Source organism: Nocardia sp. NPDC056100, from assembly GCF_042266325.1.
Classification (GTDB): domain Bacteria; phylum Actinomycetota; class Actinomycetes; order Mycobacteriales; family Mycobacteriaceae; genus Nocardia.
Genome location: NZ_JBHJVY010000005.1, coordinates 395,093 through 421,195 on the forward strand (window position 1 = coordinate 395,093; position 26,103 = coordinate 421,195).

At 66.2% G+C, this 26,103-nt stretch carries 32 protein-coding genes; 21 read left to right on the top strand and 11 right to left on the bottom strand.

Annotated features, from left to right (window positions below; genetic code table 11):
• The first annotated feature begins 131 nt into the window (after nucleotides 1–131).
• Together ACFC0O_RS38395 and ACFC0O_RS38400 are read left to right on the top strand one after the other, a co-directional pair.
• Nucleotides 132–2,057, top strand: coding sequence for a GTP-binding protein (locus tag ACFC0O_RS38395; RefSeq protein ID WP_375966972.1), 1,926 nt, complete (start codon nucleotides 132–134; stop codon nucleotides 2,055–2,057).
• A 131-nt stretch (nucleotides 2,058–2,188) separates the two neighbouring features.
• On the top strand, nucleotides 2,189–2,791 hold the full coding sequence (locus tag ACFC0O_RS38400) for a hypothetical protein (RefSeq protein WP_364633446.1): 603 nt from the start codon (nucleotides 2,189–2,191) through the stop codon (nucleotides 2,789–2,791).
• 115 nt (nucleotides 2,792–2,906) lie between these two features.
• Here the strand turns inward: ACFC0O_RS38400 and ACFC0O_RS38405 are convergent, their stop codons facing one another.
• From ACFC0O_RS38405 to ACFC0O_RS38415, 3 genes are all read right to left on the bottom strand, one after another.
• A complete protein-coding gene (locus ACFC0O_RS38405) occupies nucleotides 2,907–3,821 on the bottom strand; it encodes a 2-hydroxyacid dehydrogenase (RefSeq protein WP_375966974.1) in 915 nt (304 codons plus the stop codon).
• A gap of 62 nt (nucleotides 3,822–3,883) precedes the next feature.
• A complete protein-coding gene (locus tag ACFC0O_RS38410; RefSeq protein WP_364633449.1) occupies nucleotides 3,884–4,039 on the bottom strand; it encodes a hypothetical protein in 156 nt (51 codons plus the stop codon).
• Between the two features lie 9 nt (nucleotides 4,040–4,048).
• A complete protein-coding gene (locus tag ACFC0O_RS38415; protein ID WP_375966975.1) occupies nucleotides 4,049–4,516 on the bottom strand; it encodes a hypothetical protein in 468 nt (155 codons plus the stop codon).
• A 145-nt stretch (nucleotides 4,517–4,661) separates the two neighbouring features.
• On the opposite strand from ACFC0O_RS38415, the gene ACFC0O_RS38420 reads away from it, so the two are divergent.
• From ACFC0O_RS38420 to hpnE, 5 genes are all read left to right on the top strand, one after another.
• Nucleotides 4,662–4,853, top strand: a complete 192-nt coding sequence (locus ACFC0O_RS38420) for a hypothetical protein (protein ID WP_364633453.1) — start codon at nucleotides 4,662–4,664, stop codon at nucleotides 4,851–4,853.
• 121 nt (nucleotides 4,854–4,974) lie between these two features.
• Nucleotides 4,975–5,946 (top strand): non-homologous end-joining DNA ligase, encoded by a 972-nt coding sequence (gene ligD / locus ACFC0O_RS38425; protein WP_375966976.1) that lies wholly within the window; start codon nucleotides 4,975–4,977, stop codon nucleotides 5,944–5,946.
• A 72-nt stretch (nucleotides 5,947–6,018) separates the two neighbouring features.
• Nucleotides 6,019–6,435 carry a pyridoxamine 5'-phosphate oxidase family protein gene (locus tag ACFC0O_RS38430; protein ID WP_375966977.1) on the top strand — a complete coding sequence of 139 codons (417 nt, stop codon included), beginning with the start codon at nucleotides 6,019–6,021 and terminating at the stop codon, nucleotides 6,433–6,435.
• Nucleotides 6,436–6,632: 197 nt separating this feature from the next.
• Nucleotides 6,633–8,042: an amino acid permease gene (locus ACFC0O_RS38435; RefSeq protein WP_375966978.1), complete on the top strand. Its 1,410-nt coding sequence runs from the start codon at nucleotides 6,633–6,635 to the stop codon at nucleotides 8,040–8,042.
• A gap of 85 nt (nucleotides 8,043–8,127) precedes the next feature.
• Nucleotides 8,128–9,477 carry a hydroxysqualene dehydroxylase HpnE gene (hpnE, locus tag ACFC0O_RS38440; RefSeq protein WP_375966979.1) on the top strand — a complete coding sequence of 450 codons (1,350 nt, stop codon included), beginning with the start codon at nucleotides 8,128–8,130 and terminating at the stop codon, nucleotides 9,475–9,477.
• Nucleotides 9,478–9,487: 10 nt separating this feature from the next.
• Here hpnE and ACFC0O_RS38445 read toward each other — a convergent pair whose 3' ends face one another.
• Nucleotides 9,488–10,144: a TetR/AcrR family transcriptional regulator gene (locus tag ACFC0O_RS38445; protein ID WP_375966980.1), complete on the bottom strand. Its 657-nt coding sequence runs from the start codon at nucleotides 10,142–10,144 to the stop codon at nucleotides 9,488–9,490.
• A gap of 65 nt (nucleotides 10,145–10,209) precedes the next feature.
• Between ACFC0O_RS38445 and ACFC0O_RS38450 the strand changes: the two genes are divergently transcribed.
• Complete coding sequence (locus tag ACFC0O_RS38450) at nucleotides 10,210–11,229, top strand: oxygenase MpaB family protein (RefSeq protein ID WP_375966982.1); 1,020 nt, start codon at nucleotides 10,210–10,212, stop codon at nucleotides 11,227–11,229.
• A gap of 3 nt (nucleotides 11,230–11,232) precedes the next feature.
• Nucleotides 11,233–12,582, top strand: coding sequence for an oxygenase MpaB family protein (locus ACFC0O_RS38455; RefSeq protein ID WP_375966984.1), 1,350 nt, complete (start codon nucleotides 11,233–11,235; stop codon nucleotides 12,580–12,582).
• Nucleotides 12,583–12,586: 4 nt separating this feature from the next.
• Here the strand turns inward: ACFC0O_RS38455 and ACFC0O_RS38460 are convergent, their stop codons facing one another.
• Entirely contained in the window at nucleotides 12,587–12,937 is a 351-nt protein-coding gene (locus ACFC0O_RS38460) for a hypothetical protein (protein ID WP_375966986.1), read from the bottom strand.
• A 99-nt stretch (nucleotides 12,938–13,036) separates the two neighbouring features.
• Here ACFC0O_RS38460 and ACFC0O_RS38465 point away from each other — a divergent pair, with 99 nt between their 5' ends.
• Nucleotides 13,037–13,696 (top strand): LysE family translocator, encoded by a 660-nt coding sequence (locus ACFC0O_RS38465; protein WP_375966987.1) that lies wholly within the window; start codon nucleotides 13,037–13,039, stop codon nucleotides 13,694–13,696.
• A 27-nt stretch (nucleotides 13,697–13,723) separates the two neighbouring features.
• Here the strand turns inward: ACFC0O_RS38465 and ACFC0O_RS38470 are convergent, their stop codons facing one another.
• On the bottom strand, nucleotides 13,724–14,464 hold the full coding sequence (locus ACFC0O_RS38470) for an SDR family oxidoreductase (RefSeq protein ID WP_375966988.1): 741 nt from the start codon (nucleotides 14,462–14,464) through the stop codon (nucleotides 13,724–13,726).
• Between the two features lie 58 nt (nucleotides 14,465–14,522).
• On the opposite strand from ACFC0O_RS38470, the gene ACFC0O_RS38475 reads away from it, so the two are divergent.
• The 3 genes from ACFC0O_RS38475 to ACFC0O_RS38485 all read left to right on the top strand — a co-directional run bounded on the left by ACFC0O_RS38475 (nucleotide 14,523) and on the right by ACFC0O_RS38485 (nucleotide 16,467).
• The gene (locus ACFC0O_RS38475) at nucleotides 14,523–14,852 is read left to right on the top strand and encodes a winged helix-turn-helix transcriptional regulator (protein ID WP_375966990.1); all 330 of its coding nucleotides are present in this window, start codon (nucleotides 14,523–14,525) and stop codon (nucleotides 14,850–14,852) included.
• 9 nt (nucleotides 14,853–14,861) lie between these two features.
• Nucleotides 14,862–15,578, top strand: a complete 717-nt coding sequence (locus ACFC0O_RS38480) for a polysaccharide deacetylase family protein (RefSeq protein WP_375966991.1) — start codon at nucleotides 14,862–14,864, stop codon at nucleotides 15,576–15,578.
• A gap of 112 nt (nucleotides 15,579–15,690) precedes the next feature.
• On the top strand, nucleotides 15,691–16,467 hold the full coding sequence (locus ACFC0O_RS38485; RefSeq protein WP_375966993.1) for a GntR family transcriptional regulator: 777 nt from the start codon (nucleotides 15,691–15,693) through the stop codon (nucleotides 16,465–16,467).
• A gap of 93 nt (nucleotides 16,468–16,560) precedes the next feature.
• Here the strand turns inward: ACFC0O_RS38485 and ACFC0O_RS38490 are convergent, their stop codons facing one another.
• Nucleotides 16,561–16,854, bottom strand: a complete 294-nt coding sequence (locus ACFC0O_RS38490) for a hypothetical protein (RefSeq protein WP_364633481.1) — start codon at nucleotides 16,852–16,854, stop codon at nucleotides 16,561–16,563.
• 101 nt (nucleotides 16,855–16,955) lie between these two features.
• Nucleotides 16,956–17,123, bottom strand: coding sequence for a hypothetical protein (locus ACFC0O_RS38495; protein ID WP_375966995.1), 168 nt, complete (start codon nucleotides 17,121–17,123; stop codon nucleotides 16,956–16,958).
• Nucleotides 17,124–17,732: 609 nt separating this feature from the next.
• On the opposite strand from ACFC0O_RS38495, the gene ACFC0O_RS38500 reads away from it, so the two are divergent.
• Both ACFC0O_RS38500 and ACFC0O_RS38505 read left to right on the top strand, forming a co-directional pair.
• Nucleotides 17,733–17,969: a DUF397 domain-containing protein gene (locus ACFC0O_RS38500; protein ID WP_375966996.1), complete on the top strand. Its 237-nt coding sequence runs from the start codon at nucleotides 17,733–17,735 to the stop codon at nucleotides 17,967–17,969.
• Between the two features lie 92 nt (nucleotides 17,970–18,061).
• Entirely contained in the window at nucleotides 18,062–18,946 is an 885-nt protein-coding gene (locus tag ACFC0O_RS38505; RefSeq protein ID WP_375966998.1) for a helix-turn-helix domain-containing protein, read from the top strand.
• A gap of 92 nt (nucleotides 18,947–19,038) precedes the next feature.
• Here ACFC0O_RS38505 and ACFC0O_RS38510 read toward each other — a convergent pair whose 3' ends face one another.
• The gene (locus tag ACFC0O_RS38510) at nucleotides 19,039–19,287 is read right to left on the bottom strand and encodes a hypothetical protein (RefSeq protein ID WP_364633488.1); all 249 of its coding nucleotides are present in this window, start codon (nucleotides 19,285–19,287) and stop codon (nucleotides 19,039–19,041) included.
• Nucleotides 19,288–19,504: 217 nt separating this feature from the next.
• A complete protein-coding gene (locus tag ACFC0O_RS38515) occupies nucleotides 19,505–19,741 on the bottom strand; it encodes a hypothetical protein (protein WP_375966999.1) in 237 nt (78 codons plus the stop codon).
• Nucleotides 19,742–19,927: 186 nt separating this feature from the next.
• On the opposite strand from ACFC0O_RS38515, the gene ACFC0O_RS38520 reads away from it, so the two are divergent.
• The 6 genes from ACFC0O_RS38520 (at nucleotide 19,928) to ACFC0O_RS38545 (ending at nucleotide 24,406) form a co-directional block, all read left to right on the top strand.
• Nucleotides 19,928–20,173 (top strand): CsbD family protein, encoded by a 246-nt coding sequence (locus ACFC0O_RS38520; RefSeq protein ID WP_375967141.1) that lies wholly within the window; start codon nucleotides 19,928–19,930, stop codon nucleotides 20,171–20,173.
• A 115-nt stretch (nucleotides 20,174–20,288) separates the two neighbouring features.
• Nucleotides 20,289–20,573: a hypothetical protein gene (locus tag ACFC0O_RS38525; RefSeq protein ID WP_375967000.1), complete on the top strand. Its 285-nt coding sequence runs from the start codon at nucleotides 20,289–20,291 to the stop codon at nucleotides 20,571–20,573.
• 130 nt (nucleotides 20,574–20,703) lie between these two features.
• Nucleotides 20,704–21,537: a thioesterase family protein gene (locus ACFC0O_RS38530; RefSeq protein WP_375967002.1), complete on the top strand. Its 834-nt coding sequence runs from the start codon at nucleotides 20,704–20,706 to the stop codon at nucleotides 21,535–21,537.
• Nucleotides 21,538–21,614: 77 nt separating this feature from the next.
• Nucleotides 21,615–22,295, top strand: a complete 681-nt coding sequence (locus ACFC0O_RS38535; protein WP_375967142.1) for a PAS and ANTAR domain-containing protein — start codon at nucleotides 21,615–21,617, stop codon at nucleotides 22,293–22,295.
• 137 nt (nucleotides 22,296–22,432) lie between these two features.
• Nucleotides 22,433–22,858, top strand: a complete 426-nt coding sequence (locus tag ACFC0O_RS38540) for an anti-sigma factor (protein WP_375967004.1) — start codon at nucleotides 22,433–22,435, stop codon at nucleotides 22,856–22,858.
• Nucleotides 22,859–23,143: 285 nt separating this feature from the next.
• Entirely contained in the window at nucleotides 23,144–24,406 is a 1,263-nt protein-coding gene (locus ACFC0O_RS38545) for a lipase family protein (protein ID WP_375967005.1), read from the top strand.
• A gap of 55 nt (nucleotides 24,407–24,461) precedes the next feature.
• Here the strand turns inward: ACFC0O_RS38545 and ACFC0O_RS38550 are convergent, their stop codons facing one another.
• On the bottom strand, nucleotides 24,462–26,012 hold the full coding sequence (locus tag ACFC0O_RS38550) for an acyl-CoA carboxylase subunit beta (protein WP_364633498.1): 1,551 nt from the start codon (nucleotides 26,010–26,012) through the stop codon (nucleotides 24,462–24,464).
• Nucleotides 26,013–26,103: the final 91 nt, after the last annotated feature.

The window sequence follows — 26,103 nt, forward strand, 5'->3', positions numbered from 1 at the left end:
GTTGCCGGTCGCCGCCGATGGTGGAAACGTGCTGGTGTCCGGTCCATTCACAGCGGGAGATGCCATGCGCCGATTCCTCGATACACCCCAAATCCCTTACCGGACGGTGACTTTCGAGGACTTCGACTCCCATGCATATTCGGCACACCCTCAATATCGGCATCCTGGCGCATGTTGACGCCGGTAAAACCAGCCTGACCGAACGCCTGCTGTTCGATACCGGCGTCATCGACGTGCTCGGTGCAGTCGACGCGGGCAATACCCGCACCGACACCGGCGCGATCGAACGTCAGCGCGGTATCACCGTGCGCTCCTCGGTGGTGTCCTTCACCGCCGACGACGTCCAGGTGAATCTGGTCGACACTCCCGGGCACTCCGATTTCATCGCGGAGGTGGATCGCGCGCTCGCGGTGCTCGACGGCGCGATCCTGGTGCTGTCCGCGGTGGAGGGCGTCCAGGCGCAGACCCGCCGCCTGATGCGCACGCTGCGCGAAATGCGCGTGCCGGTAGTACTTTTCGTCAACAAGATCGATCGGCGTGGTGCGCGCCGGGACGAACTGCTCGACGATATTCGGCGGTGGCTGACACCGCATCTGATCCCCATGACGGAGGTGTGCGACCTCGGCACCCGATCGGCCCGCGCACTCGCGGTCTCACCTGCGGCCCCGGAGTTCACCGCTCGCCTGTCGGAGCTGCTCGCCGACACCGATGACGCCTGGCTGGATCGCCTGGTCGACGGGCCGGACCCCACCCCCGCCGAACTGTGGACCGCGTTCGCGGACAGCGTCGACGCGGGCCGCACCCATCCGGTGTACTTCGGTTCGGCCATCAGCGGTCAGGGCATCGGCGCGCTCATCGACGGTATGACCGCGCTGCTGCGCCCGCACCCCGGCGATGAGACCGCCGATCCCGAGGGCATCGTGTTCGCGCTCGAACGCGGACCATCCGGTGCCAAAACCGCCTATCTGAGGCTGTTCGCGGGAACGGTGATCCCGCGTCAGCAGGTGATCATGCGTCGCCGCGACCCGGATGGCACCGAGAGTTCGTACACCGGCCGGATCACCGCCGTCGAGGTCATCGGCGAGCCTGCCGCCGACCGGTTGCGCGCGGGCGGCATCGCCAGAATCAGCGGCCCGGCCGAACTGCGGGTGGGGGATTGGATCGGTGCCGAGGGTTCGGAAAACAGTGCCGCACAACACTTTCCCGCACCGACATTCCGCACGGTGGTCAGGTCCGCCGATCCGAGCGCGGCGGCCCGCCTGCACCTGGCCCTGCGACAACTGTCCGAACAGGACCCCTTCATCCACGCGACCGCGGCACCCGGCGGCGGCACCGCACTACTGCTGTACGGCGAGATCCAGCAGGAGATCATCGCCGCGACCCTGGCACAGGAATTCGGCATAGCCGCGATCTTCGAACCCTTCCGCCCCGCCTATTTCGAACGACCGCGCGACAGCGGCGAATCCTGCGAGGAAATGGGCAGGCGCGCACCCAGCCCCGGCGGCTGGTGGGCCACCATCGGATTGCGCGTCGACCCAGCGCCCATCGGATCCGGTACCGCCTTTCGCTACGAGACCGAGCTGGGCGCGCTACCGCACGCCTTCCACTGCGCCATCGAGGAGACGGTGCAGGCCACGCTGCGCACCGGACCACACGGCAGGCCCGTCACCGATTGCGTTGTCACCCTGACCCGTTCGGGTTTCGTCGGCCCGCTCAGCACCGCCGGTGACTTCCGCGCGCTGACACCGGTGGTGCTCGCCCGTGCCCTCGACGCCGCGGGAACCGAAATCTACGAGCCCTGCCACGCCTTCGAGGCCGAGTTCCCCGCCGACACGATCGCACCGGTCCTGTCCTGTCTCACCGAACTCGGCGCGGATATCGAGGACACCGTGCCCGGCGCGACCGGCTGGCAGCTCACCGGAACCCTTCCCGCGCGCCGGGTCCGCTCTGCCGAACAGCGATTGCCGGGTCTGACCCGGGGCGAGGGCATGTGGTGGTCGCGTCCGTCCGGGGATCGGCCGCTTGGTGCAGGGCCCGAATCGCGAACACGGTGGTGATCCGCGCGCCGATCGTCCGCCTCACCCGCCGAATCCGAGTTCCCGCTGGACAATCCGCTTTTCGAGGGGTATCAGAGTGGGTATGGCTACCGATATCAAGGTAGTGCGACGCCGTGGAGGAGGTGGTCCTGGTGTCGGAGAGTCCTCCCACGTCGGTGCGGGCCTGGCGGGTCCGGCCGTGGAATCCCAATCCGCTCATGCGGTTTTCGGATCGATTCGAGGTGGTGGTCCGGGCGCTGGCGGTGGCGGCCGTCGTGGTGGCGATACCGGTATCGGGTGCGATCGGGACCGTGAGCTACACCGGGGCGGCGGCTCGGATCGCGGCACAGGACGCGGGTAAGGAGCATGTGGACGCCACGCTCACCGGGGAGACGCTGCGGCTGCCGGCGGCCGATCGGTACGGGGTGCACCAGGACCGGTATCAGGCGCCCGCGACCTGGAATCACGACGGGCACACCGTGATCGCGACCATCGACGTGCCCGCACCGCAGACCGTGGGCAGTACGGTGCCGCTGTGGATCGGCAATGACGGCAACCCCACCATCGCACCCGCACGGCCGGGTGCGGCCGCGGCCGAGGGCGTCGGCACCGGGCTCGCCATTCTGGTCGAAAGCTGGTGTGCCGCAGCGGCGACGGTGTGGATCACCGGGACCGTGCTGGAAACCCGGCGCAATTCGCGCTGGGACCGGGAATGGCGGTCGATGAACCGGCCGATCGGCAAGGACAGCCTCTGACCCTGATCCGGCGGGGACGGTAGCTGATCCGGCGGGGACGGTCGCTGAGCTGCCAGGGGCAGCCGCTGATCGCGAGATGTACGGGCGCGGAGCGGTATTCGCCGCGCCTCCCGGTTCAGTATTCGCCGTGCACCAGGTGCTGAGGCGCCTCACCCGCGAGATATCTGCCGATCTGCTCGACCGCGATGGCCCAGCCGCGCTGCTGACTGCCCCGGCTGCTGCCGCCCACATGCGGGGTGATGAGCACACCCGGCGCATCCCAGAGCGGATGCCCCGCGGGCAGCGGCTCCGGATCGGTGACATCGAGAATCGCGCGCAGACGGCCTTTTTCGAGCTCGGCGAGCAGCGCGTCGGTGCGCACCACCGGACCGCGTGCCGCATTGACCAGGATCGCGCCGTCGGCCATGCGGGACAGGAATCGCGCGTCCACCATGCCGGTGGTCGCGGCGGTCACCGGCACCATCAGCACCACGACGTCGAAATCGCCCAGCAGCCCGGGCAATTCGTCCACCCCGTGCACGCCCGTCCGTGCCCGGGTGCCGACCTTGGCGACCGTGGCGTCGAACGCGAGCAGCTTGCGTTCCAGCTCATTGGCGAGATCGCCCGCGCCCACGATCAGAATTCGCTTCCCGGACAGGGTGTCGGTCTGGTGCTGGGTCCACCGGTGCTCGCGCTGCGCCGCCGCGAACTCCACGAATTCCCGGTACACCGTGAGCAATCCGGTCATCGCCCATTCGGCGGTGCTCGCCCCGTGCGCACCGCGCGCGATCGAGAGCATGACCCCTTCGGGCACCTTCCCGACCCACGCCTCCGCACCGGCGGTGAGCAATTGCACCAGTCGCAGTTTCGGCAGCTCCCAGGTCATATGCACCGCTTCGGGGCCGACCAGGAACCCGGGCACCAGCACCTCGGCCTCCTCGGCCCCGGCGGGCAAGGGCTCCCCGAGCCGGAAACGCAACGCCCGCACGCCCTCCAGACGCGCGACCGCCGCGAGGCCGTAATCATCCGGAACGAGCACAGTCACACTCATGGTGGTGACGTTATCGGATGGGCCTCGCGGCGGTCGCGAGCTGTCAATGCTGTCAATGAGGGTTAGTAATACCAGCGCCTGCCGCCGACCGGACGGCCGACCGAGCCGAGCGCCCAGAGCACCAGACCGGCCACCAGCACGATGATGCCGAGCGTGGTCAGCAGCGGAATGCCGACGAGCCAGCCGATGACGAGCAGGACGAGTCCGAGAACAATCATGACGAATTCCTATTTGGAGGTTGTTGCGGGGTTGGCCGGAGTGTCGGCCGACGGCCGGCGCAGGAAGCGGTTCATCGACCACTGTGGCTGCTGTGCGGGGGCGGCGGCGGGCGCCGGCTTCGCCATCACGGGCTTCGCCGCGACCGGCCTGGCGGGCGCGGTATCCGGGATGGGTGTACCGAATTCCTTTCGCGCGGCGGCCATTTCGCGCCGCGACTGTCTCAGGTCCCGGCGTGCGGCGATACCGCGGCGGGAGGTGGTCCAGGTGCCCGCCAGCAGCATGATGAGCCCGCAGGTACCGACGGCGCCGATGAGGATGCCGTACGCGAAAAGTAGGCCCGAGGAGCCCGTGTAGTTATGACCGAAGACGGTGAAACCGCCGGAGAGCAGATGGCTTCCGCCGCTGTTGGCGACTATCCCCGCGACCCCTACGGCCACGGCCGCGACCAGCGCGATGAGCCCGATGATGGTGAACATACTGTCGCTATTCCCGCGGTACGGCACAACAAACCCGCAGGACGCGGGGTTGTCCGGGTTTGGCTGGGCGACGCGCCGGGGTTTGCCGGGCGGCTCGCCGGTCATTGCGGAAGTGTTCGCGAAATCCACCCGGAAGGCAGACAGTATGAGCGCCTACACATTCCAACTCCCGCATTTCTCCGCCGATGCCGATCAGGCCGAACGCGCACTGCGCGGGATGGACTCGACCAGTGCGGTGAACGCCGACAAGTCCTCGGAGACCCTCACCGTGAACTCCTCGCTGAGCTACGGCGAGGTGCTGGATGTGCTGCGTCAGCAGGGCATCTCGGCTCAGTAGCGCGGTGACGCGGTAACGAAGGGATCGCTCCCGGCGGGTCGCCCGCCCGGAATGGCAATCGAGCGGCAAACTCCGGGGCATGTCCCCATTGCCCGATTGTCTGCGCGGGTAGCGGCCCGCCGTGGTCTGGCCGCTGTCCGGTGTCCCGGCCCCCATGCTGGCGGTCGGCGGTACGCCGCCGAACGAGCCCGGGTGGGCGGTGGAGATGAAATGGGACGGGGTGCGGATCATCGCGGTGTGCGCGGCGGGGGAGTGCGCGCTCTACAGTCGCAACGGCAACTCCGTCGGCTCGTCCTATCCGGAGTTGGTGGCCGCGCTGAAGACCTTGGCGGGTAAGGGATCTCTGATCCTGGACGGCGAGATCGTGGCGCAGCGGCCGGACGGCGCGCCCTCCTTCGGGCTGCTGCAGCGGCGCATGCATGTGGCGCGGCCGGGTGAACAGCTCGTCGCGGAGGTTCCGGTACGGTTCTTCGCCTTCGACATCCTCACGCTGGGGGATCGCGACACCATGCCCGAGCCGTATCTGACGCGCCGGGACATACTGGCCGGACTGGAGTTCACCGACCCGCTCTCCGCCCCGCCGCACTGGCTCGATATGGATGCGGACAGTTTGCTGAATGCGGCTCGCGACCATCACCTCGAGGGCATCGTGTCGAAGCGCGTCGATTCGGTGTATCTGCCCGGCCGTCGATCGCCCGCCTGGATCAAGACACCGCTGCGGCGCACTACCGAAGTGGTGGTTGCCGGTTGGACGCCGGGGACCGGTGCGATGGCTCCCACGTTCGGTTCGCTGGTCCTCGGCGCATACGACGAGACCGGTCGATTCGCCTACATCGGCAATGTCGGCACCGGCTTCACCCAGACCGCCCGGCGCATTATTCGCCGCACCCTCGATGAAATCGAGGTCGTCACAAGCCCTTTCGACCCGGCGCCGCCGGAAGCCGCGGCGGGCCGCTGGCACTGGGTGGATCCGATCCTGGTGGGCGATGTGCAGTATCGCGAATTCGCGGGCGCCCGGCTCCGTATGCCGAGTTGGAAAGGTTTGCGCACGGACAAGGCTCCGGCGCAGGTGGAAGTACCTCCGGTGCACTGAGCCCGGCCTATGAACATTGCGTTGCGGCAACACAATTGGCCAAATTCCGAAGAAGCGACCACAATCGGAGGAATGGGCGGCGAAGGGTCACGAAAGCTGCGCGAACTCTCGGCTGCCGATTCACTCGAGCGGTTGGCAAGCGCACAATACGGCCGAATCGTTTTCTCGCGTCGCGGACTTCCGATCATCAGGCCCGTGAACCATATTGTCGAACCGGACGCTGTCGTAGTGCGGGCGAATCTGGGCGCAAGTCTGCTGCGAGGTGACGGGCAGATCGTCGCGTACGAGGCCGACGACTTCGATGAGCACACCCGGCGCGGCTGGAGCGTCATCGTCACCGGCGTGGCCCGGGTGGTGATGGATCCCGAACAGACCCAGCGCTACGAGACGCTGCTGGACCCGTGGATCAATATGCCGATGGACCATGTCATTCGGATCGAGACCGAGATCGTCACCGGACTGGAACTGGTCGATGATCTCGACGCCTGAGGTTACCGATCGGTAGATCCCGCACCTTCCTCACCAGCGCTGGCGGCCCGCCGCCTGTGACGCGCGATACCTCTGCGGTAGCGTGACACGCCGTTGGACCGAGTGCGGCAACCCGCCGGTTAGCTCGGCGCGGCCCACGTGACGCGGTGTGAACCACGCCGCTCAGCGGTGCGGCCGCTCGCTCGTGGAAGGAACGTATGACTGCATCGGACAGGCAGGCGCGGGTCACCGAGACCGGCGCGGCCACCACCGACGAGGGCTATTCGCGCGGACTATCCCCGCGCACCATCCAGATGATCGCGATCGGCGGGGCCATCGGGACCGGATTGTTCTACGGCGCGGGCGGCGCCATCGAACAGGCCGGTCCCGCACTCATTCTGGCCTACCTCGCGGCGGGCCTGGCCATCTTCGTCATCATGCGGGCACTGGGCGAACTGCTCACCTATCGCCCGGTCACCGGCAGCTTCGCCGAATACGCGAATGAATTCCTGGGCCGCTTCGCGGGCTTCGCCACCGGCTGGACCTACTGGGCGGTCTGGGTCGCCACCTGCATGGCCGAGATCACCGTGGCGGGCAAGTACGTGCAGTACTGGTTCGACATCCCGCAGTGGGTGACCGCGCTGGTGGTGCTCGGGGTCATGTTCGTGGCGAACCTGGTGTCGGTGAAGCTCTTCGGCGAGGGCGAGTTCTGGTTCTCCACCATCAAGGTCACCGCCATCATCGCGATGATCCTGATCGGCATCGGGGTACTGCTGTTCGGGTTCGGCCACGCCGCCAACCCGACCGTGAGCAACCTGTGGAACGACGGCGGCGTCTTCCCGAACGGGTTCAGCCAGGCCCTGCTGGCGCTGCAGATCGTGCTGTTCGCCTACGTCGGTGTGGAACTGGTGGGCGTGACCGCCGGTGAGGCCCGCGATCCGAAGAAGACGCTGCGCAAGGCGATCAATACGCTGCCGTTCCGCATCGGCCTGTTCTACATCGGCGCGCTCATCGTCATCATGTCGGTGTCCAGCTGGCGCACCTTCCATTCGGGTCGCAGTCCGTTCGTGGAGGTGTTCGAGCAGATCGGCATTCCGGGCGCGGCGGCCATCATCAATTTCGTGCTGTTGACGGCGGCGCTGTCCTCCTGCAATTCGGGCATCTACTCGACCGGGCGCATGCTGCGCAGTCTGGCCCAGCGCGATGAGGCCCCGAAGGGGCTGGGCGAGTTGAGCTCTCGTTCGGTGCCTGCGGCCGGAATCGCGGTATCGGCGGCGGTCATGGTGATCGGTGTCGGCGTGAACTACTTCTCGCCGGAGAAGGCGTTCGGGTATGTCACCTCGGTGTCCACCATCGGCATCATCTTCGTCTGGGGCGTGATCCTGGTGTGCCACATGATCTATCGCGCTCGCGTGCGCGCCGGAGCGCTCCCGGCCAGTGACTACCGGCTGCCCGGTGCGCCGTTCACCTCCGCGGTGGCGCTGGCCTTCCTGGCGCTGGTCGTGGTGCTGCTGTTCTTCACCGAATCGGGTCGCACCGCGGTGGTGGTCGGAGTGGTCTGGGGCGTGCTGGTGTGCGCCGCGTATCCGCTGCTGACCCGGCGTAACGCCCAGCCTGAAAGCGTTTAACAGCAACACGTTTCAGCCGAACACGGCATGTCGGCGCTCCCGGAGGACTACCTTGCCAGTGAAGGCAATGGCTCCGGGAGCACGCATGAACGATCCGCGACAGTATGTGGTGATCGGAGGCGGGCTCGCGGGCCTGGCCTCCGCGGTGTGGCTGGCCGAGGCCGGTAAACAGGTCACACTGCTGGAGCGGCGCGGCCGGCTCGGCGGGCGCACCCATGCGCTCGAAGTGCCCGCGCTGCACGATATTCCGGATAACGGGCAGCATGTCATCGCCAGCGGCTATGACCACCTGTTCCGGTACCTGACCAGCGTCGGCACCCGCGATTACGTGGAATTCCCGCATCGGGGCGTGCTGCGGTGGCCGGGTGGGCGCACCACGACCATGGGCACCAAGGGTTTTCAGGCCCTGCGTTCGCTACTCGGCGCGCACCCCGATGCGAGCGCGGGCGATCGGGCCCGGGCCGCGATGGCCACCATGCGCATGGGCTGGCAGAGTCTGCGTCAGCCCGCCGATCTGGCCGATCTCACCACCGATCAATGGTTCCGGCGGCTCGGCATGCCCGCCACCGCGCGTGAGGCGCTGTGGGATTGGCTGGCGCTCGGCATCGCCGCGGAACCGGTGCGGCAGGAATCGGCCAAGGTCTTCGCCGATGTGCTCGCCACCGGAATTCGACTGGGCGTCAAGCATCGCCGGGCGGTCAGCATCGGCTATCCGACCACCGATCTCGATACGCTCTTCGTCACCGGGGCGCACCGGGTCTTCGACCGGTACGGCGTGCAGGTGCGCTATCGCGCTGTGGCGCGGCGGATTCGGATCTCGAAGGGTGCTGTCACCGGCGTGACGCTCGCCGATGGCGATGTCATCGCGGCCGATGCGGTGGTGTGCGCGGTACCCAACTCCTATCTCGGCGGACTGCTGGACGAACTGCCCGAACACGATGAGATCTATTCGGCCGCCGATAAATTGGGGTACACCCCGATCGTCAGCACCAACCTGTACCTGGATCGCCCACTGGGCACCGAAGCCGCGATGGAGGCGCTGATCGGCGGCGCGGATGTCATCGACCAGGTCTTCGATCGGCAGCGCATGCACGGGCGCCGCACCGAACACGGGTGGCTGTACTGCCTCACCACCAGCGGGGCCTACGGGCAGGTGCACAAACCCAGCCACGAAGTGGTGGACGAGCAGATGGCACTGCTGCGCCGCTACTATCCGGCCGCCGCCGACGCCGAAGTGCTGTACGCGCAGGTGGTTCCGATGCCGCGCGCCACCTTCTCGCAGGTGGTCGGCACCGACGGATTGCGCCCGGGCCAGCGCACCTCGATACCGACGCTCGTGCTCGCGGGCGACTGGACCAGCACCGACTGGTCCGCCACCATGGAGAGCGCGGCACAGAGCGCAGCCCGCGCGGTGGACCTGCTGCTCGCGCTGTAGTGCCGCCGGATTACTCGCGTTCGGCTCGCGGTCGCGGCTCGCGAAAGTAATTGAGTACCAGGCGGGTGATATCGGCCAGGAAGCGTTCGCGCGGGATCGGCGGATCATCGAGCAGATATCGAATGGTGAGATGTTCCACCGCGCGCACCAGCATCCAGGCGGCCGCGTCGAAATCGACATCGGGCGGAACCGCGCGTGAGCGCATGGACAATCCCAGCCGCGCCAATTCGCCGATCTGCTGTTCGAACGCCAGCACCGTCGCGCCGGAGGACAGTCGCGGGGTCTGCTCCACCACCGCGCGCAGCAGTTCGCGATGGGTGCCCAGGGCGTCCAGGAGTTCGGAAATGGTTTCGGGCACCGCGATTTCCGGATCGCGGGTCATATTCGCCACCACCCGGGCGCGCACCCGCTCGGCGACCACACCGGTGTACCGCTCGATGACCGCCGCCACCACCGCGTCCTTGTTCGGGAAGTACTGATACAGCGATCCGGGACTGATACCCGCCGCCTCGGCGACCCGATTGGTGGAACAGCCGTCGTAACCGTGCGCGATGAGCACCAGCTCACCGGCGTCCACGATCCGCCCGACCATGGCGCGCGAGCGGTCCTGCCGCGGCGTTTTCCGGGGTGCGGCAGGCGATTTCGGGACTTGTCGCTTCGGTGGCATGTCATTTCCACTGCGGTTCGGAACGCGAATTGAATGCGAGTAAATATTCGTGTCAGCCTGTGGCCATGGTGACACACGCCGAGGTCGGAAGCGACCCGCGCCCCGAACCGGAACCGCTGGGACCGGATTCGCTGACATGGCGAATCTTCGGGTCGCTGTATTACGCGCCGACCGGATTCTTCATGGGCATGGTGCAGAACATGCACCCCGGACTCGGTGCGGGCGTGGAATTCCATTCCGATATCGCGAGCGAGCCGTATCAGCGCGTATTGCGTTCGGCCTATCCGATTCTCGGGGTGGTCTTCGACGGACCGCACGCCCGGCGCACCGCACGGGAGATCGTCGGATACCACCGCGAGATCAAAGGCGTCGACGCACAGGGCCGCCGCTATCACGCGCTGGATCCGGAGACCTTCTACTGGGCGCACGCGGTGTTCTTCGTGCAGACCCTGCGCACGGCCGAACTCTTCATGGGCGGGCTGAGCGCGCCCGAGCGCGAACAACTCTGGCGAGAGCATTACCGCTGGTACGAGCTGTACGGCATGAGCATGCGGGTGGTGCCGGAATCCTGGCCCGCCTTCCAGCGGTACTGGCGCGATATGTGCCGGGACACCCTCGAACCCACCAGGGCCGCCTGGGATGTGTTCAACCTGATCGATCACGCACCCGTTCCGCCGTTCCCGGTGCTGCGGCGGCTTCCGGAACCACTGTGGGAGAAGCTGATTCGCCCCGGCGGCGGGCGACTGGTCAAATTCGTCACCGTCGGACTGTGCGATCCCGCCATCCGCCGCACCATGGGCTTCACCTGGACCGCACGCGATCAATGGCTCTTCGATCGGCTGTGCCGGGCCCTGTCGGCGGCCAATCGCATCACCCCGGCCGAGGTGAACTACGCGTTCCCGCGCATTCGCGCCGCACGCCGCCGCGCCGCCGGGAAACGGCCGGGCGGGTTACCGCCGCCGGAAGCGCCTCGGGCGCTCTGGCCCGCACCCGAACATCGCGCCGATCCCAAGCACTACTGCCCGGTCCACGCCGATTCCGGCACGGACGCGGTCACCACATTCCGTCAGCTGACAGGGTTTTGAGCAATGCGGCCACAGACCGATCCCCAGCCCGCGACCACGCACCCCTACGACTACTACTACCGCGCGGGCATGCCGCTGCGGCCGCCGCCGCGACGCGCGGTGGCCTCGGACCTCTGGTACGAACCGCGTAAGGCCATGCTCTCACCGTGGATGCCGGTATTCCGCGAGCCCCGCGAGACACCCCGCACCCGGCTCATGGCCGATCACCTCTGGCAGGGCGATGAACCCATGGACGAGGTGGTGGCGGCCTTCCGCCGGCTGGGTACCGCGGGCGGGCGGCGCATGCTGAATCGGGCGCTGGCGCACGGCATCGACAGCGTCGACGATCCGCCTGCCGAACTCGTGAATCTCTTCGCGGGCGTGGACAATCCGCCGGACTGGTACGACCCGGACCTGTGGGAATACGGGCGGCGGCTCTGGGTCAACGTCTCCACCGCCGGGAAAATGGCCATGGGCGTTCAGGACTTCATGGGCACCTTCGTCGGCGCGGAAGTCGCCTCGGCGGTGGGGGAGACGGGGCGCTTCGTACGAGATCCCTACCGCCGCAATCTCGAAACCTCGGTGTGGTTCGGCAGCGTCACCGAACCCGGTGCCCTGGAACGCCGCTCACCGATCCTGCACGACACCGTGCGGGTGCGGCTCATGCACGCCCAGGTGCGGGCCATGCTGCGCCGCCGCTGGGGCGCGGAGCATTTCGCGCTGCACGGCAATCCGATCTCCAATGCCACCACGATGGGCGCGGCCGTCACCTTCGGCCTGACCCCGATCTGCTTCGACCACGTGCACGGGAGGCGCTGCAGCACAGCGCAACTCGATGCCGTCATGCACTACTGGGCCTATATCGCGCACTGTTTCGGCGTTGCCGACGAACTCATCCCGCGCTCGGCCGCCGAAGGTATGGAAATGGTCGACTATATGGTCGCCACCGCCGGTGTCGCCCCTGAGCGCACCGCCGCCATGGCCGGTGCGGCGACCCGCGTCTTCGCCGATCGCTCGCTGCCGGGCCGGGCGCGCATCGCGGCCACCGCGCCGATGGTGGGGGCGCTGGCGTTCTACAGCAGCGAACCGCTGGTGCGAACCCTGTTGGCGGACACCCCGCTTCGTGATGTTCCGGTCCGGCCGTGGATGGACGCGACCGCGGTCGCCACCACCGTTGCCGTACGCCTGCGCGCAGTCGATGATCGGCTACCCGGTGCCCGCCGCCGCATGACGCGCCGCACGGCGGGTTCGGATCCGTTCTGGGAGCGCAATATCAAGGTCGCGAAGTTCCTGGCCGCTCGCGTCGGTATTCACGGCACCCCGTTCGACCATCACGATGTCTCCGCGGACAGCACGGCGCGCTGTCCCCTCTGAGCGGTCAGGCGGACCCACCCGCGATGGCCAGATACGCGACCATCAGCGTGAAAAGGAACCATCCGGCTCCCTGCCAGATCGGCCAGGCCCCACCGGCCCGCCACTCCCGCAGGGTCAGCACGAACGCCCCGATGCCACCGAACAGCAACACCAGCCCCGGACCCAGCCCGACGGCCAATTTCGACGCGCTGTCACAGAGCATCGTGTCCGCGTCCAGACACCGCTCCCGTGCGGCGGCCCAGACCGTGGCCCCCGCACCCACCACCGCCGCCAGCGCCAGCACGATCAGTACATAGCGTGCCGCCCGCCGAAAGGTTCGCGGATGCCGCCATCGCTTCTCCACGTCATCCACCACCGCGCACCTCCTCCGCTCCACCTATCCCAACCCGAACGTACTCCCGCCCGGCCGTCGAAACGGGTGGCGGCGTGCGGGCGCACCTGTCAGCATCGGCTGATGCCGCACTGGGTCCAGGTCCTTCCCGCGTTCATGCTCGCCTGTCTGATTCTGGCCGCCCTGCCGGGTCCGGCCACCGCGTTGTTCCTGCAGCGCTCGGTGCGCGACGGCCGTAAGGCCGGGCTGGCGGCGGTGGCGGGAAACGAGATCGGCGTATTCGGCTGGACGCTGGCCGGCGGGGCCGGATTGTCTGCGCTGCTGGTGGCGAACCGGGTGCTCAGCGTGGGAATTCATATTCTCGGCGCGGCCATGCTGATCTGGTTGGGGATTCAAGCCTGGCGCAGTGCCCGCAGCGCGCGGAGTTCGAAGGCCGAGCAGGCGTTCGGCACCGCGCTCACCTCGGTATTGCCGGGCGGGCACACCCCGGCGGCGGCTTTCCGCGCGTCACTGGTCTCGATTGCCGCCAACCCGAAAGCCGCGGTATTCGGGCTGACGATCCTGCCGCAATTCCTGCCCGGCACCGGCCCCGTCCTGCCGACCGTCATCATTCTGGCCGCCATCCAGCTGGTGATCGACACACTGTGGTGCGTCGGCATCGTCCTGGCCGCCGATCGGGCGGGAACCTGGTTGCGGCGCACCGAGATCCGGCAGCGGGTCGAACGAGCGCTGGCCGCCGTGCTGATCGGCCTCGGGATCGGACTGGCGGCCGACGCCCGCTGACGCCTCCGCCACGCCCGCAACCCGAGGTCAGGGTGCCGGGGTCAGCAGTGGGAAGTCCTGGCCGCCGACGTAGACGGTGTGGTTGTCCGGCGCGGGAGCGATGGTCGCGTCGGCTATCGCGGTCGCGAAATCCTCGATGGTGGGGAGCGCGCCCTGATCGCGGCGGGCGGTGACGGCGTCGGGATCACGGCGTTCCAGCAGCCGGACGATAATGGTGTCGTCGATCATGTCACCGGACACCACGGTGAAAGTGATTCCGCGACTGTCGAATTCGGGGACCATGGCGCGCAGGGCGTCTTCACCCGCGCGCTTGCTGGCGGCGATGGGTTCATAACCGGTGGGGACCGGGCGGGTGGGGGAGAAGTGGGCCTGGTGGCTGGTGACGAAGACCAGGCGACCGCCTCGCGGTAGATGGGGTAGTGCCGTGCGGGTCAGGTGGGCTTGGGCGTCCCGGTTGAGTGCCATGGCGTAATCGGGTGCGGCATCGCGTTCCAAACCGCCCGAGGCGTTCAGGATCAGCACATCCAGCCGCCCGAATTCGGATACGACGCTGTCGATGAGCGCGGTCGCGCTGCCGGGGTCCGCGATATCCGCGCCCGCGGTGGACGCGCTGCCACCGGCGGCCCGGATCTCCGCCGCGATGGTTTCGGCCCGCTTGCGCTTCTCCCGGTAGTTGACCACGACGTGGTCGCCGCGCGCCGCCAGCACCCGGGCCGTCTCCGCGCCGATGCCGCGAGATGAACCGGTGATCAACACGATTCGCTTCATATCCGTTCCTCCAACCCCGACGAGTGCTTCTGATTTAGAATCAATATGGTGGTTCTGAATGAGAAGCGCAAGCGAACCGCCCGCCCCCGCACTGGCCGCCATGGAACTGTTCGGCCAGCGCTGGATGCTGCGCGTGGTCTGGGAACTCGAACCCGGACCGCTCGGATTCCTGGAGCTGCGCCGCCGCATGGGCAATTGCTCGTCGAGCATGCTCTCGGTGCGCATGCAGCGCCTGACCGAAGCCGGCGTGGTGGTCAAGAAGGCGGATAAGTCATACGAATTGACCACCGCCGGTAAGGAACTCGGGACGGCGCTGAAACCGTTGTGGCAGTGGGCCGGACACTGGGGCGCGAACCTGGAGCGGACCGTCACCGATCACGACGCGTAAGGATTTCGCATGCGCCGCAAGCTGTTCCTCGGTTCCGCCCTGGGCGCGGTCGTCCTATTGCTGACCGCGGCCGGGCTCTACGTGCTGATGAATTCGCGCACCTATCAGGTGGCGGGGCGAATCGTCCCCCGGGTGGACACCGATCAACCCGTGGTGGCCCTGACCCTGGACGACGGGCCGACCGAACGCACGCCGCAGCTGCTGAAAGCCCTGGCGGACGCCGGAATTCCGGCCACGTTCTATCTCATCGGCTCCGAACTCGCCGCGCATCCGGACCAGGGTGCGGCAATCGCGCGGGCGGGCAATGAGATCGGTAATCACACCTATACGCATCGGCGGATGATTCTGGTCGGGCCGGGCACCGTGCGCGATGAAATCGAGCGCACCGACGCCGAAATCGCGAAGACCGGTTACCGCGGGACCGTCACGGTGCGTCCGCCCAATGGCAAGAAGCTCTTCGGGCTGCCCATGTACCTGTCCGACCACGACCGCACCACGGTCATGTGGGATGTGGAGCCCGACTCCGGGAAGCGGCCGACCACCGAGCAGATCGTGACCGAGACGCTGGCGAACGTGCGGCCGGGGTCGATCATCCTGCTGCATGCCATGTACGAATCCGGGGCCGCGTCCCTGGCCGCCATCCCGCTGATCGCCGCCGGATTGAAGGCGCGCGGCTACACCTTTGTCACTATTTCGGACCTATTGGCGAAATCCGGCAGTACCTAGACCGACAAGATTGTGTCACTGGCTGATATGGGCAGTGCGAACACTTGTGCAGTTGTCCGACTGAACACATACACTGTCTGGGACGTGAATCAGAATGTGGAGAGGTGACACGATGGGAGACCGGACGGTCGTCGCCGACGTCGCCGACGAATTGGCACGGCGGGTGGCATCCGGGCAGTACACGCCCGGTGGACTCATGCCGTCCGTTCGACAGGTGGCCGACGAGTTCGATCTGAATCGTGCGACGGCGCAACTGATTCTGGGACGGCTCGAGTCGTACGGCTTCGTGGACGCGCATCGCGGTAAGGGATTCGTGATCCGCGATGTGCGCGCCGAGGGCGGTGTGGATGTGTACCGGCGACTGTTCCGGCTCTCCATGCCCGAGCCCGAGGTGGCCGCGGAGATGTTCGGCAATATCGTCGAGGAGGAGCGCGGTATCGCCCTGGAGGCGCTGCTCGCCTACACCGGCAGTGAACGCGCGGTCGATCCGAGCGAACTCAAGGCCGATATCGACGAATTGGAAACCCTTGCGCGCGGCGCGGATCCGGATCCGCACCGCATGCTGCGCATCGAGTTGAACCTGCTGCGGCGACTGCTCACCGCGCTCGGGCACGGTATGCAGCGCGCGGTGCTCAACTCCATCGGCGAGATGATTCTCGAGGTGCCCGAGGCGGTGGACGCCTACTTCGCGGTATCGCCGGATCTGCATGTGCTGGTCTGGCGCGCGCTGGTCGCGGTCTGGGAATCGGACAGTGGGCCGAGCGAAGCGCAGCTGGCGCTGTTCGAGGATCTGTTCGGCCTCTACCACCAGAAGGTGATCGCCCGGTTCGAGGAACTGTCCGGCGCGATTCCGGAGGTGGAGGAGACCGTGCACGCCGCGACGGCGTAGGTTCGGGCGGATATAGACGAACGCCGGGCCGGTCTTGTCTGAGACGACAGGACCGGCCCGGCGTTGTTTTGTGCGGAGGTTCCGGGAGCCGCGCTACTGTCCGATGACGGCGTTCATGATGGTGCCCGCGCTGGTCGCGATGACGCCGCCGACCAGTGCCCCGGCAATCTGCTTCGGTGCGGTGAGCGCACCGCCGCTCCACTTCTCCCAGGCGAATCGGCCGCCCGCGTAGATGATGGCGAGCACCCCGGCCAATAGGACGAACCAGGTGAAATACCGAACCAGGCGCAGCAATTTGTCTGCGACAGGCGGGGTTTCGGGCGTGGGGTTGAAGACTTGGGCCAGATAGTCCTGGGTCAACAGGTCGTGCGCGGTAGTAAGAATCATCTCGGCGCTCTCCACGTGACGGCGGTTTCCTATCCGGAGTACCCGCCGGAGCCCGTATTGCGCAAGAGAATTCAGTTATTCCGCGTCACCCGGGCAAGCATTCAGTCCACGTCATTGTCCGCGGAGAGATAGGCGATGGCCGCTAGATACTGCCGGCACGCGAAGTGTTGATCATGTGCGCGCAGAATGGTCCGGGCCCGGCGGTAATTCAGACCGCGCGGTTCGTAATCGCAGTCGTCACCGGAGAGATCGGTGCTGTGGGCGAGCATCTGTGTCATTGGATGCCTCTGGCCGAGGGTGAATGGTTGTCCCGAAGTCTATGAGGGTGCAAGGAGCAGATGCAAGTACATCTGTACGTTCGAGCACGCGTGTCGGTGGGATTGGTCCGGTTCGGTGTTGTTGTGGCGTATGGGATTACGCGTTATCCGCCACTGTGACGAAATGTCCGGAATGGTGGCGGGGACCTTGCGGCCACCCTGCCATACCGCGCGGGGGCGGCCGCGGGCGACCGGCAACTGTTCGCTATTCCGCCCGTCAGTGGATGGGTGCTGTCGATTCGAGCATCCGCTTTGCCTGACTCGGGGGATGTCCGGGGTGTTCGCCAGAGATTGCCCTGCACGAGTTCCATGACGTCACAAGCGTTTACGGCGCAGACCGTACGGTATGAAATGTCTGAATTTCTTCACAACTTCGCATCGCCACGCCGTTGACCAAGATCAAAGGTGTTGTGTTGCAAAGGATTCACGGAAATCAAGGGATCGATGGCGGGCTACCCGCGTGCTATCGTTCTACTTGCGGTTGCAACTGTAAGAACATTTGACCGAACATTTGCAAGTACTGGGACACCACTCACGGGTGGTACTGGCAAGGAGTCTGAAATGATGGACAATCCGGCAACCCGTATCGACATGGACGTCGCTCAACTCGCTTGGCGCAAGAGCACTTTCAGCAACCCGAGCGGTAACTGCGTGGAACTCGCGAAACTGGCGAACGGCGAGGTGGCCATGCGAAACTCTCGTGATCCGGAAGGATCGGTACTGGTCTACACCCGCCCCGAGATCGAATGCTTCCTGTTGGGCGCCAAGAGCGGAGAGTTCGACGATCTCGCTCTCTGAGCGGTAGCATTGGCAATCGGCGCGGTGGAACGCGACGTTGCGGTTGCGGTTGTGGCCCACTGCCGGAAAACCCGAGCATCGGAGTGGACCCCATGATCGCAGAACCCGTTCCTCACGGTCGGGCGAATTCCGCTGTCGTAGACCGTGGCCCGACCGCTTTGCGTATCGCAGTGGGCGGGCAGCTACGAAAGTTGAGGGAAGAGAACGGCATCACCAGGGAGGCCGCCGGTGAACACATCCGCGGCTCCCATGCCAAGATCAGTCGCCTCGAGCTCGGGCGGACTGGATTCAAGGAGCGCGATATCCGAGACCTGTTGACCCTTTACAAGGTCGACGATCTCGGAGAGCGTGAACAGTTCCTGGATCTGGTGCGCAAGGCGAATGAGCCTGGGTGGTGGCACCGCTACAGCGACCTGCTGCCGCAGTGGTTCGAGACCTACCTCGGCCTGGAGTATGCGGCCAAGTCCATCAGAACCTATGAGGGACAGCTGATTCCGGGCCTCTTGCAGACCCCCGATTACGCCCGCTCCATCGTCGCACTCGGCCATGACGAAGACGGTGAGCGGCGCGTATCGCTGCGCCGGCACCGTCAGGAACTGCTGACCCGCCCGAGCGCGCCCAGCTTCTGGGCCGTGCTCGACGAGGCGGTGCTGCATCGTCCGGTGGGTGGCGCGGCTGTGCTGCGCGATCAGATCCATCAGTTGATCGAACTGTCGAAGCTGCCGAATGTGACCATTCAAATCCTGCCGTACACGGCCGGAGGTCATGCGGCAGCGGGCAGTTCGTTCACAATGCTCCGCTTCGCGGAGATGGAGTTGCCCGATATCGTCTACCTGGAGCAGCTGACCAGCGCGCTCTATCTGGACCGCCGGGCGGATCTGGAGCTCTACCGCCAGGTCATGGATCAACTGAGTGTGCAGGCCGAAGCGCCGGAGCGTTCCCGCAAACTGCTGGCGGAGATCGCCGACGCGCTCTGATCGGAGAATAGGAACTTACGGATACAGGCTGCGGGGCCCCTTTTGGGGGCCCCTGCCTGCGTATGCCGAATGTTCTCTTGTTCGTCCCGGAACTACTGCCTGATAAAGCTGGAAGCGATACGCCAGAACGCTTCCGGCTGCATCATGTGCAGATCCCAGTCGTTCACCATCGCGTGCGCGGTGGTGACTATTCGCTCGATATCGAAATCATACCGAGTGGCCGCTCCAGTGGATTCGACCTGATGAATGACGAAAGCGGTTGCCGTCTCATGTGAGCATGATTGCTCCGGCCGGGTTCTATCGGCAAACCCGAGTCGGCTGAGGTTGATTGGCTGATTCATTAGAACGCCCCTGATGCCAAGCCGAGGGTTAAACCGATGGCGCGGAATCGCCGGTGATCCACCGCTCGGCTCCCTGGTTGTCCCCTACGGTGCCTTGCCACTCGAGTCTATGACCGTGCTGCGCGCAGATGCAAGTACATCTGCAACCTCGAATATGTATGGCCACCAGGGATTTCGGGATGCTAAAAGTTTGCGAGCTAACTTTTCCGGGCGATCGTCAGGAACGATTGTGATCGTCGCGCGAGTGCGCCCGATGCCGTTGTTCAGCGATAATCATCGCTATTCCGGTCCATAGGCAGAGCCCGCCCGCCAGCCCGCTGAGAATCGCCCAGCCGGTGAAACCGTATCCGGCGACCATCATGGTCAGCGCGACCGCCACGATTCCGGCGGTGGCCAGGGCGAGTCCGGGGCCGTCGTGAATCTCGTCCCCCGAATTCCCCCGGTCTCCCGTCATGGTCGCAACCCTTTCCGTGGCGACGCGGCCGCCGATTACAGCGGGATACCCGCGGCGGCACGGGCCAATCACGGCCCGTGCGGTGACAATCGACACGAGTCACCTTGCGGCGCCCGGTGTTTCGGCCTCCGGGGCCCGGGTACCGCCGCATTGTCAGGTAATACCGACACTGTGGAGGTGTTTCTCTTGTCCGAGCACGAAAAGGGCGGTTTCCAGGAAGGCGTCGAAGGAGTCGTAGAGGGGGCCAAGGGCAAAGTCAAAGAGGCCGCCGGCACCGTCTTCGGCAATGACGCACTGCGCGGCGAAGGCCAGGCCCAGCAGGACAAGGCCGAATCCCAGCGGGAGGCGGCCGCCCACGAAGCCGAGGCCGAGAAGGCCCGCGCCCAGGCCGAAGTCGACAAGCAGCGCGAGCGCGCGCATCAGCGCGACTAGTGCGCCCGCGTACACAATGACGTGATCGATAACCGAAATCGCCCGGCGGATACCACCGCCGGGCGATTTTCATGATCGCGTGCGTAGCGTGCGTCCTTGCGGCACACTGGAATTCATGACCGATCCGCGCAGTCTGGAGAGCCGCCGCGCACAATTGCTGCGCGAGTTGACCACGCTGCGCGAACGCGTCGCGGAACTGCGCGCCGACTACGCCGCCCTCGGCGAGTCCGGCATGCTCGTCGACACCGACGGCATCGCCGCGCTGCTCACCCCCGGCCGCTGTATCGCCGGTGCGCGCGAGGTCTTCGAGGAGGCGGAAATCGACCTCACCGCCGCGACCGACGCCCTCGACCGCGCGGGCGTCTACACCACCCGGCTGCGCCCGGTCCTGCTCGATTGAGCCCGGCCGATTCGGGCCGGTTGTGGGAAATGCCACCGGCCGCCGGTGGGCCGTCGTATTGAAACCGGTTCCATCCCTGTGTTAGGTCTGGGAACAGTGGTTTGATCAACGGAACTGGACAGGTGGACCCGTGGTGGATGTGCCGGCGTATTTCGACGAGGTGGACGGCGGGTTCGTACCTACACCGATCGCGGCCAGTCAATGGTCCGCGGCCCAGGTGGTCGGCCCGGCACTGTGCGGTCTGATGGCCCGGGAGCTGGAGCGCGAGCACGCCACCGACGGTTTCGTACCGGTGCGCCTGACCGTGGATATGTTCAGTGCCGCGCGCTTCGAGCACACCACCACCCCGATGGTCCGGGTGCGCGACGGTAAACGCATTCGCGTCGCGGACGTCGCGGTCATGCAGGGCGGCAAGATGGCCGCGCGCGCCTCGGTGGTGCTGCTGCAACCCTCCGAACAGCCCGCGGGATCTCTCTGGCATCGCGAATTCGAGCCGCTGCCACCGGCATTGGATATCGCGCCCACCACCGACCTGCCGCAGATCCCACTGTTCAGCAGTGATGCCGAACCGGGCTACTGGTCCTCGGTGCCCACCGAGCACGAGAACACCGCGCGCAAGCGCACCTGGCAGAGCCCCATGCGCGTGATCACCGGCGAGGAACTCTCCCCGTTCACCCGCGCCGCCCTGGTCGGCGAGGCCACCAGCATGATGACCAATTGGGGCGATGCCGGCATCGGCTTCATCAATACCGATATGACCCTGGCGCTGTCCCGCATGCCGGACGGCGCGCAGATCGGCGTCGAGGCCGACAGTCACTTCAGCGAACGCGGTATGGCGGTCGGGGTGGCCACGCTGTTCGATCGGCGCGGTGCGTTCGGCAGTTGCATGGTCACCTCGGTATCGAACGCGGCGCGGCAGATCAGCAGTGCGCAACTCGACGCGGTGATGACCTCGCGCAGCTGAATCGGCAAGCGGCGCAGCGATTCCGGTTCCGCTGTCGCCGATCCGCTCCGCGCGCACACCCGGCGGCCGATAATCATCTGGTGATCCCGGGTGGTGAACACCGCAGCGCGGCGCCGGCGCTGGAACAGGTGGTGGGCGGCCACCGGCAGCATGTCGGCAGCTTTCGCTTCTGGTCCGCGGATCAGCGCTGGGAATGGTCCGATGAGGTGGCCGCCATGCACGGCTATCCGCCCGGAACCGTCGTGCCGACCACCGAATTGCTGCTCACGCATAAACACCCCGAGGATCGTGAGCAGGTCGCCACCTCGCTGGACCGCGCGGTGCGGAATCAGGAGCCGTTCTGCAGCCGCCACCGCATTCTCGATACCGGCGGCGCGGAACATCATGTGATCGTGGTGGGCGACCATATGGTCGACGAGCGCGGCCGGGTGATCGGCACCGCGGGCTACTACATCGATGTCACCGGCACACTGGCCGAACACCGGCAGGAAACCCTCGATGACGCGCTGCCCGAACTCTATCGCGCCCGGGCGGTCATCGAACAGGCCAAGGGTGCGCTCATGCTGGTGTACGGCATCAATGCCGAACAGGCTTTCCGGGTGCTCACCTGGCGATCCCAGGAGACCAACACCAAACTCCGCACGCTCTCCGAGCGGCTGATCGCCGAGGCGACGGAAATGGGCGGCGCGGCGGTGGAGTTGCGTACCCGCTTCGATCATCTGCTGCTGACCGTGCATGAACGGCTGCCATCGGATTGATCTGCCACGCAGACGTTTCGGCAGATCTCGACCGGGTATCGCACCGGATGACGATGACGGACGCGGTTATCCGGTGGAAATTCATGCGATCGACGTTTCGCCGATGAAGTGCTTGTTCGGAGCGGACGGAGACAGGTATGGGCGATCCGATCACCCGGTCATCGGCGGATACCGGCACGGTGGGCGTTCGGGTGCCCGCCGAACTCGACCAGCTGATCATGCTGCGCGCCCTCGCCGAAACGGTCGCTCTCATCGGTGATTTCGCCCTCGACGAACTGACCGATATTCGTGTGGCCGTGGACGAGGTGGCGACCGCGCTGATTATCGGCGCGATACCGGACAGCTGTGTCGATTGCGAATTCGAATTCGATGCCGAGCGCATGCGAGTTCGAATGGCCGCGGTGGCCCTCGGGAGCGATGCGTTCGACGAAAACGGATTCAGCTGGCAGGTATTGCACACCATCACCGAGAATCTCGCCGCGCAATCGAGTCCGTTCGACGCCGCGAGCGGGGGATACCCGGTTTCGGTCGAATTCTGCCGTCCGCGCGGCCCGGGCGCCTGACAGCGGATTCCACGCTCAGAGCCACATTTTGTAGTCGTTTCGGCGACACGCACGAGTCGATCGACACAGTGTGGTATCGATGCGGCTTCGAACAGACCACCCCGGAGTGTCGCCACCCGGACCGGGTTTACGCTCGCCAGGTCCGCCGAGCCCACGAATTCCGCTGGGGGTGTCTTGCTCTCCGTTCTGCGAATTGTCGCTGCCGTCTTGATATTCGGCGGATTCGCGGGAGTCGCGCACGCCCAACCGGCCGATGCACCCCCATCCGCTTCCCCGGTTTCCGGGTTGCTCCCCGCATTTCAACAATGGGTCGATTCGGTGGTGCCGCCGCCCGCACTGCCCATCGCGCCCGCCACACCGCTGGTGGACTCGGGCGGGCTCGCCCCCGAACTGGCGGCCCTGCGCGCCGCCACCATGCCCTCACCCATCGGCGACGGTTTCGTGGACGAATGGCCCGCTCGGCTGGAGGATTTCGGCTCCGGGCAATTGATCGCCTGGCGGGATGTCACCAACACCGGCGGCCCCGCGCTGTTCATGCCGGTGCGCCAGGTGGTGCAGCTCAAATACCGGACCACCGACGCGCACGGCGCGGCCTCGTACGCCATCGCCTCACTGGTGCTCCCGCTCGGACAGTGGGGCGGCGACGGTGAGCGACCGGTGGTGGTGAACAATCTGCCGATCAATTCGCTGGGCCGCGACTGCAATCCGAGTTACACACTGGCGCACGGCTATTCGAATCTGACCAATCTGGCCGAATATCTGCCGCCGACCACCCAGCTGGCGTTGCTGCGCGGCTACGCGGTGCTGATCACCGACCACGAGGGTCCGCGCATGGCCTATGCCGAACCGTATGTGGCCGGGCACGCGATATTGGACGCGATTCGCGCGGTGCGCGGTTCCATGCCGAATGAGTTCGGCGCCAGTCGATTCGGAATGATCGGCTATTCCGGCGGTGCGATCGCCACCAAGGGCGCGGTCAAATTGATGGCCGACTACGCGCCCGAACTGGCCGATGTGGTGGTGGGTGCGGCCATGGGCGGCGTGCCCGCCGATTACGAGATCCTGGCGCGCAGCATGAACGCGAATCTGGCGTCGGGGGTGTTCATGGCCGCCACCTTCGCCATCGGCCGGGAGCGTCCGGAGATTCTGGCGCATATGAACAAACTGGCGCAGTGGGTGGCGCTGGTCATGAAGGACTCCTGTATGGATTCCTTCGGCGTGCCCGGACTATTGCAGCTGCCCATGGACGCCGCCGCCGATTTCCCGGATCCGCTGCACAGTCCGCTGGCACAGCAGATCTATTCGATCACCCGTATGGACGGTATGAAATCGGCTGTGCCGCTGTACATCTACAACGGTGAGCAGGAATTCTGGGTGCCCGCGGAAGGGGCGAAGAACCTCTACGCCGAACAGTGCGCGCTGGGGGCGACCGCGATCTATCGCAGTGTGATCGGCGAGCACATCATCGCCGCCTTCACCGGGTATCCGGAATCCCTGGCCTGGCTCGGCGCGAGACTCGGCGGCGAACCCGCGCCCAACGAATGCTGAAACGAGAACCGCCCCGGTCGTGATGACCGGGGCGGTTCGGCTCGTCACTCCCGGATCACATCGGGAACAGGTTGTGCTTGCGTGGGTTGGGCTTGCGCACCGCATCCTTATCGCGCAGCAGCTGCAATGCCTTGCGGATCTCCAGCCGCGTGGCCGAGGGTTCGATGACCGCGTCGATATAGCCGCGCTCGGCCGCCGTCCACGGGGTCGCCACGGTGGCGTTGTAGAAGTCGATCATGCCCTGCCGCACGGCTTCCCGATCCTGCTCCGGGGTCGCCTCGAGCTGACGCTTGCCCACGATCGGGATCATGGACTCCGCGCCCATGACCGCCAGGCGCGCGGTCGGCCAGGCCAGGCTGATATCGGCGCCGAGCTGCTTGCAGCCCATGACCGCGTACCCGCCGCCGTACGCCTTACGGGTCACGATGGTCACGATCGGCACGGTGGCCTCGATGAGCGCGCGGAACATGCGCCCGCCGCGCTTGATGACGTGATTGCGCTCCTCGTCCACGCCCGGCAACACGCCCGGGGTGTCGACGACATAAACCAGCGGAATATGGAACGCGTCGCAGAGCCGGATGAAATGCGCGGCCTTATCCGAGCACGCGGCATCGAGCGCGCCGCCGAGCACCAGCGGCTGATTGGCGATCACGCCGACGGGACGGCCGTCGACACGCGCGAACCCGGTAATGAGATTCGCCGAGGTTTTCGCGCTGATCTCGTGGAATTCGCCGTCGTCGAAAATGCGCAGCAGCACCTCGTGCATGTCATAGCCGGTCTTGTCCAGATCCGGCATGAGCTTGTCGAGCTGGCGATCGGTATCGGTGAGTTCGGGCTCCAGACCCGGGTTGACCACCGGCGGCTGCTCCAGGCAGCTGGTGGGCAGATAGCTCAGGTAGTCGCGGACCCACTGGAAGGCCTCGGATTCGGTCTTGGCGACGTGGTGCACGGTGCCGTTCTGCTCCAGCGCACGCGCTCCGCCCAGCTCCTCGGCGGTGACGACCGAACCGGTGACGGCCTTGATGACCTCCGGGCCGGTGACGAACATGTACGAATCCTCGGTCGCGACAAGCACATCCATATTGATGGGCCCGTACACCGAACCGGCCGCGCATTTGCCGAGCATGACCGCGACCATCGGCACATAGCCGGACAGGTCCTCCTGCAGGCGGCACATGATGGCGTACCAGGCCAGCGAGGCCACGCCGTCCTGAATGCGCGCGCCGCCGGAGTCGTTGATGCAGACCACCGGGCAGGCGTTGTTATAGGCGAAATCCATGACCGCGCGCACGCGGCGGCCGAACATCTCGCTGACCGATCCGCCGTACACGGTCTGATCGTGCGAGATCACCACGACCGGGCGGCCGTCGATATAACCGCGCCCGGTGACCACGCCGTCGCCGTAATAGGCGTTGGGGTTGCCGGGCTGGCGGATGAGCGCGCCCATTTCGACGAAGGTGCCCGGGTCCAGCAGCATCTGCGCACGTTCTCGGGCACTGGGGATACCTTTGGCGCGGCGCTTCTGGATGCCCTTCTCACCCGAAGGTTCTTCGGCGATTTCCAGGAGCTTGCGCAGTTCCGCCAGCTTCTCCGCTGTACCCGTCATTACTTCGGTCTTGCCTTTCGCCTTCATCAGTGTCGGGCCGGATCGCGGCCCAGCCAGCCACGGTACCCGGCATAGCGGGGTCCTAACCACC

Bases quoted from the DNA above. Each gene is read 5' to 3' on its own strand.
- ACFC0O_RS38395 (WP_375966972.1), top strand. From the start codon at position 132: ATGCATATTCGGCACACCCTCAATATCGGCATCCTGGCGCATGTTGAC.
- ACFC0O_RS38405 (WP_375966974.1), bottom strand. From the start codon at position 3,821: ATGAGTGTGACTGTGCTCGTTCCGGATGATTACGGCCTCGCGGCGGTC.
- ACFC0O_RS38410 (WP_364633449.1), bottom strand. From the start codon at position 4,039: ATGATTGTTCTCGGACTCGTCCTGCTCGTCATCGGCTGGCTCGTCGGC.
- ACFC0O_RS38415 (WP_375966975.1), bottom strand. From the start codon at position 4,516: ATGTTCACCATCATCGGGCTCATCGCGCTGGTCGCGGCCGTGGCCGTA.
- ACFC0O_RS38420 (WP_364633453.1), top strand. From the start codon at position 4,662: ATGAGCGCCTACACATTCCAACTCCCGCATTTCTCCGCCGATGCCGAT.
- ACFC0O_RS38430 (WP_375966977.1), top strand. From the start codon at position 6,019: ATGGGCGGCGAAGGGTCACGAAAGCTGCGCGAACTCTCGGCTGCCGAT.
- ACFC0O_RS38435 (WP_375966978.1), top strand. From the start codon at position 6,633: ATGACTGCATCGGACAGGCAGGCGCGGGTCACCGAGACCGGCGCGGCC.
- hpnE (WP_375966979.1), top strand. From the start codon at position 8,128: ATGAACGATCCGCGACAGTATGTGGTGATCGGAGGCGGGCTCGCGGGC.
- ACFC0O_RS38445 (WP_375966980.1), bottom strand. From the start codon at position 10,144: ATGCCACCGAAGCGACAAGTCCCGAAATCGCCTGCCGCACCCCGGAAA.
- ACFC0O_RS38450 (WP_375966982.1), top strand. From the start codon at position 10,210: ATGGTGACACACGCCGAGGTCGGAAGCGACCCGCGCCCCGAACCGGAA.
- ACFC0O_RS38455 (WP_375966984.1), top strand. From the start codon at position 11,233: ATGCGGCCACAGACCGATCCCCAGCCCGCGACCACGCACCCCTACGAC.
- ACFC0O_RS38465 (WP_375966987.1), top strand. From the start codon at position 13,037: ATGCCGCACTGGGTCCAGGTCCTTCCCGCGTTCATGCTCGCCTGTCTG.
- ACFC0O_RS38470 (WP_375966988.1), bottom strand. From the start codon at position 14,464: ATGAAGCGAATCGTGTTGATCACCGGTTCATCTCGCGGCATCGGCGCG.
- ACFC0O_RS38475 (WP_375966990.1), top strand. From the start codon at position 14,523: ATGAGAAGCGCAAGCGAACCGCCCGCCCCCGCACTGGCCGCCATGGAA.
- ACFC0O_RS38480 (WP_375966991.1), top strand. From the start codon at position 14,862: ATGCGCCGCAAGCTGTTCCTCGGTTCCGCCCTGGGCGCGGTCGTCCTA.
- ACFC0O_RS38485 (WP_375966993.1), top strand. From the start codon at position 15,691: ATGGGAGACCGGACGGTCGTCGCCGACGTCGCCGACGAATTGGCACGG.
- ACFC0O_RS38490 (WP_364633481.1), bottom strand. From the start codon at position 16,854: ATGATTCTTACTACCGCGCACGACCTGTTGACCCAGGACTATCTGGCC.
- ACFC0O_RS38495 (WP_375966995.1), bottom strand. From the start codon at position 17,123: ATGCTCGCCCACAGCACCGATCTCTCCGGTGACGACTGCGATTACGAA.
- ACFC0O_RS38500 (WP_375966996.1), top strand. From the start codon at position 17,733: ATGATGGACAATCCGGCAACCCGTATCGACATGGACGTCGCTCAACTC.
- ACFC0O_RS38505 (WP_375966998.1), top strand. From the start codon at position 18,062: ATGATCGCAGAACCCGTTCCTCACGGTCGGGCGAATTCCGCTGTCGTA.
- ACFC0O_RS38510 (WP_364633488.1), bottom strand. From the start codon at position 19,287: ATGAATCAGCCAATCAACCTCAGCCGACTCGGGTTTGCCGATAGAACC.
- ACFC0O_RS38515 (WP_375966999.1), bottom strand. From the start codon at position 19,741: ATGACGGGAGACCGGGGGAATTCGGGGGACGAGATTCACGACGGCCCC.
- ACFC0O_RS38525 (WP_375967000.1), top strand. From the start codon at position 20,289: ATGACCGATCCGCGCAGTCTGGAGAGCCGCCGCGCACAATTGCTGCGC.
- ACFC0O_RS38540 (WP_375967004.1), top strand. From the start codon at position 22,433: ATGGGCGATCCGATCACCCGGTCATCGGCGGATACCGGCACGGTGGGC.
- ACFC0O_RS38550 (WP_364633498.1), bottom strand. From the start codon at position 26,012: ATGACGGGTACAGCGGAGAAGCTGGCGGAACTGCGCAAGCTCCTGGAA.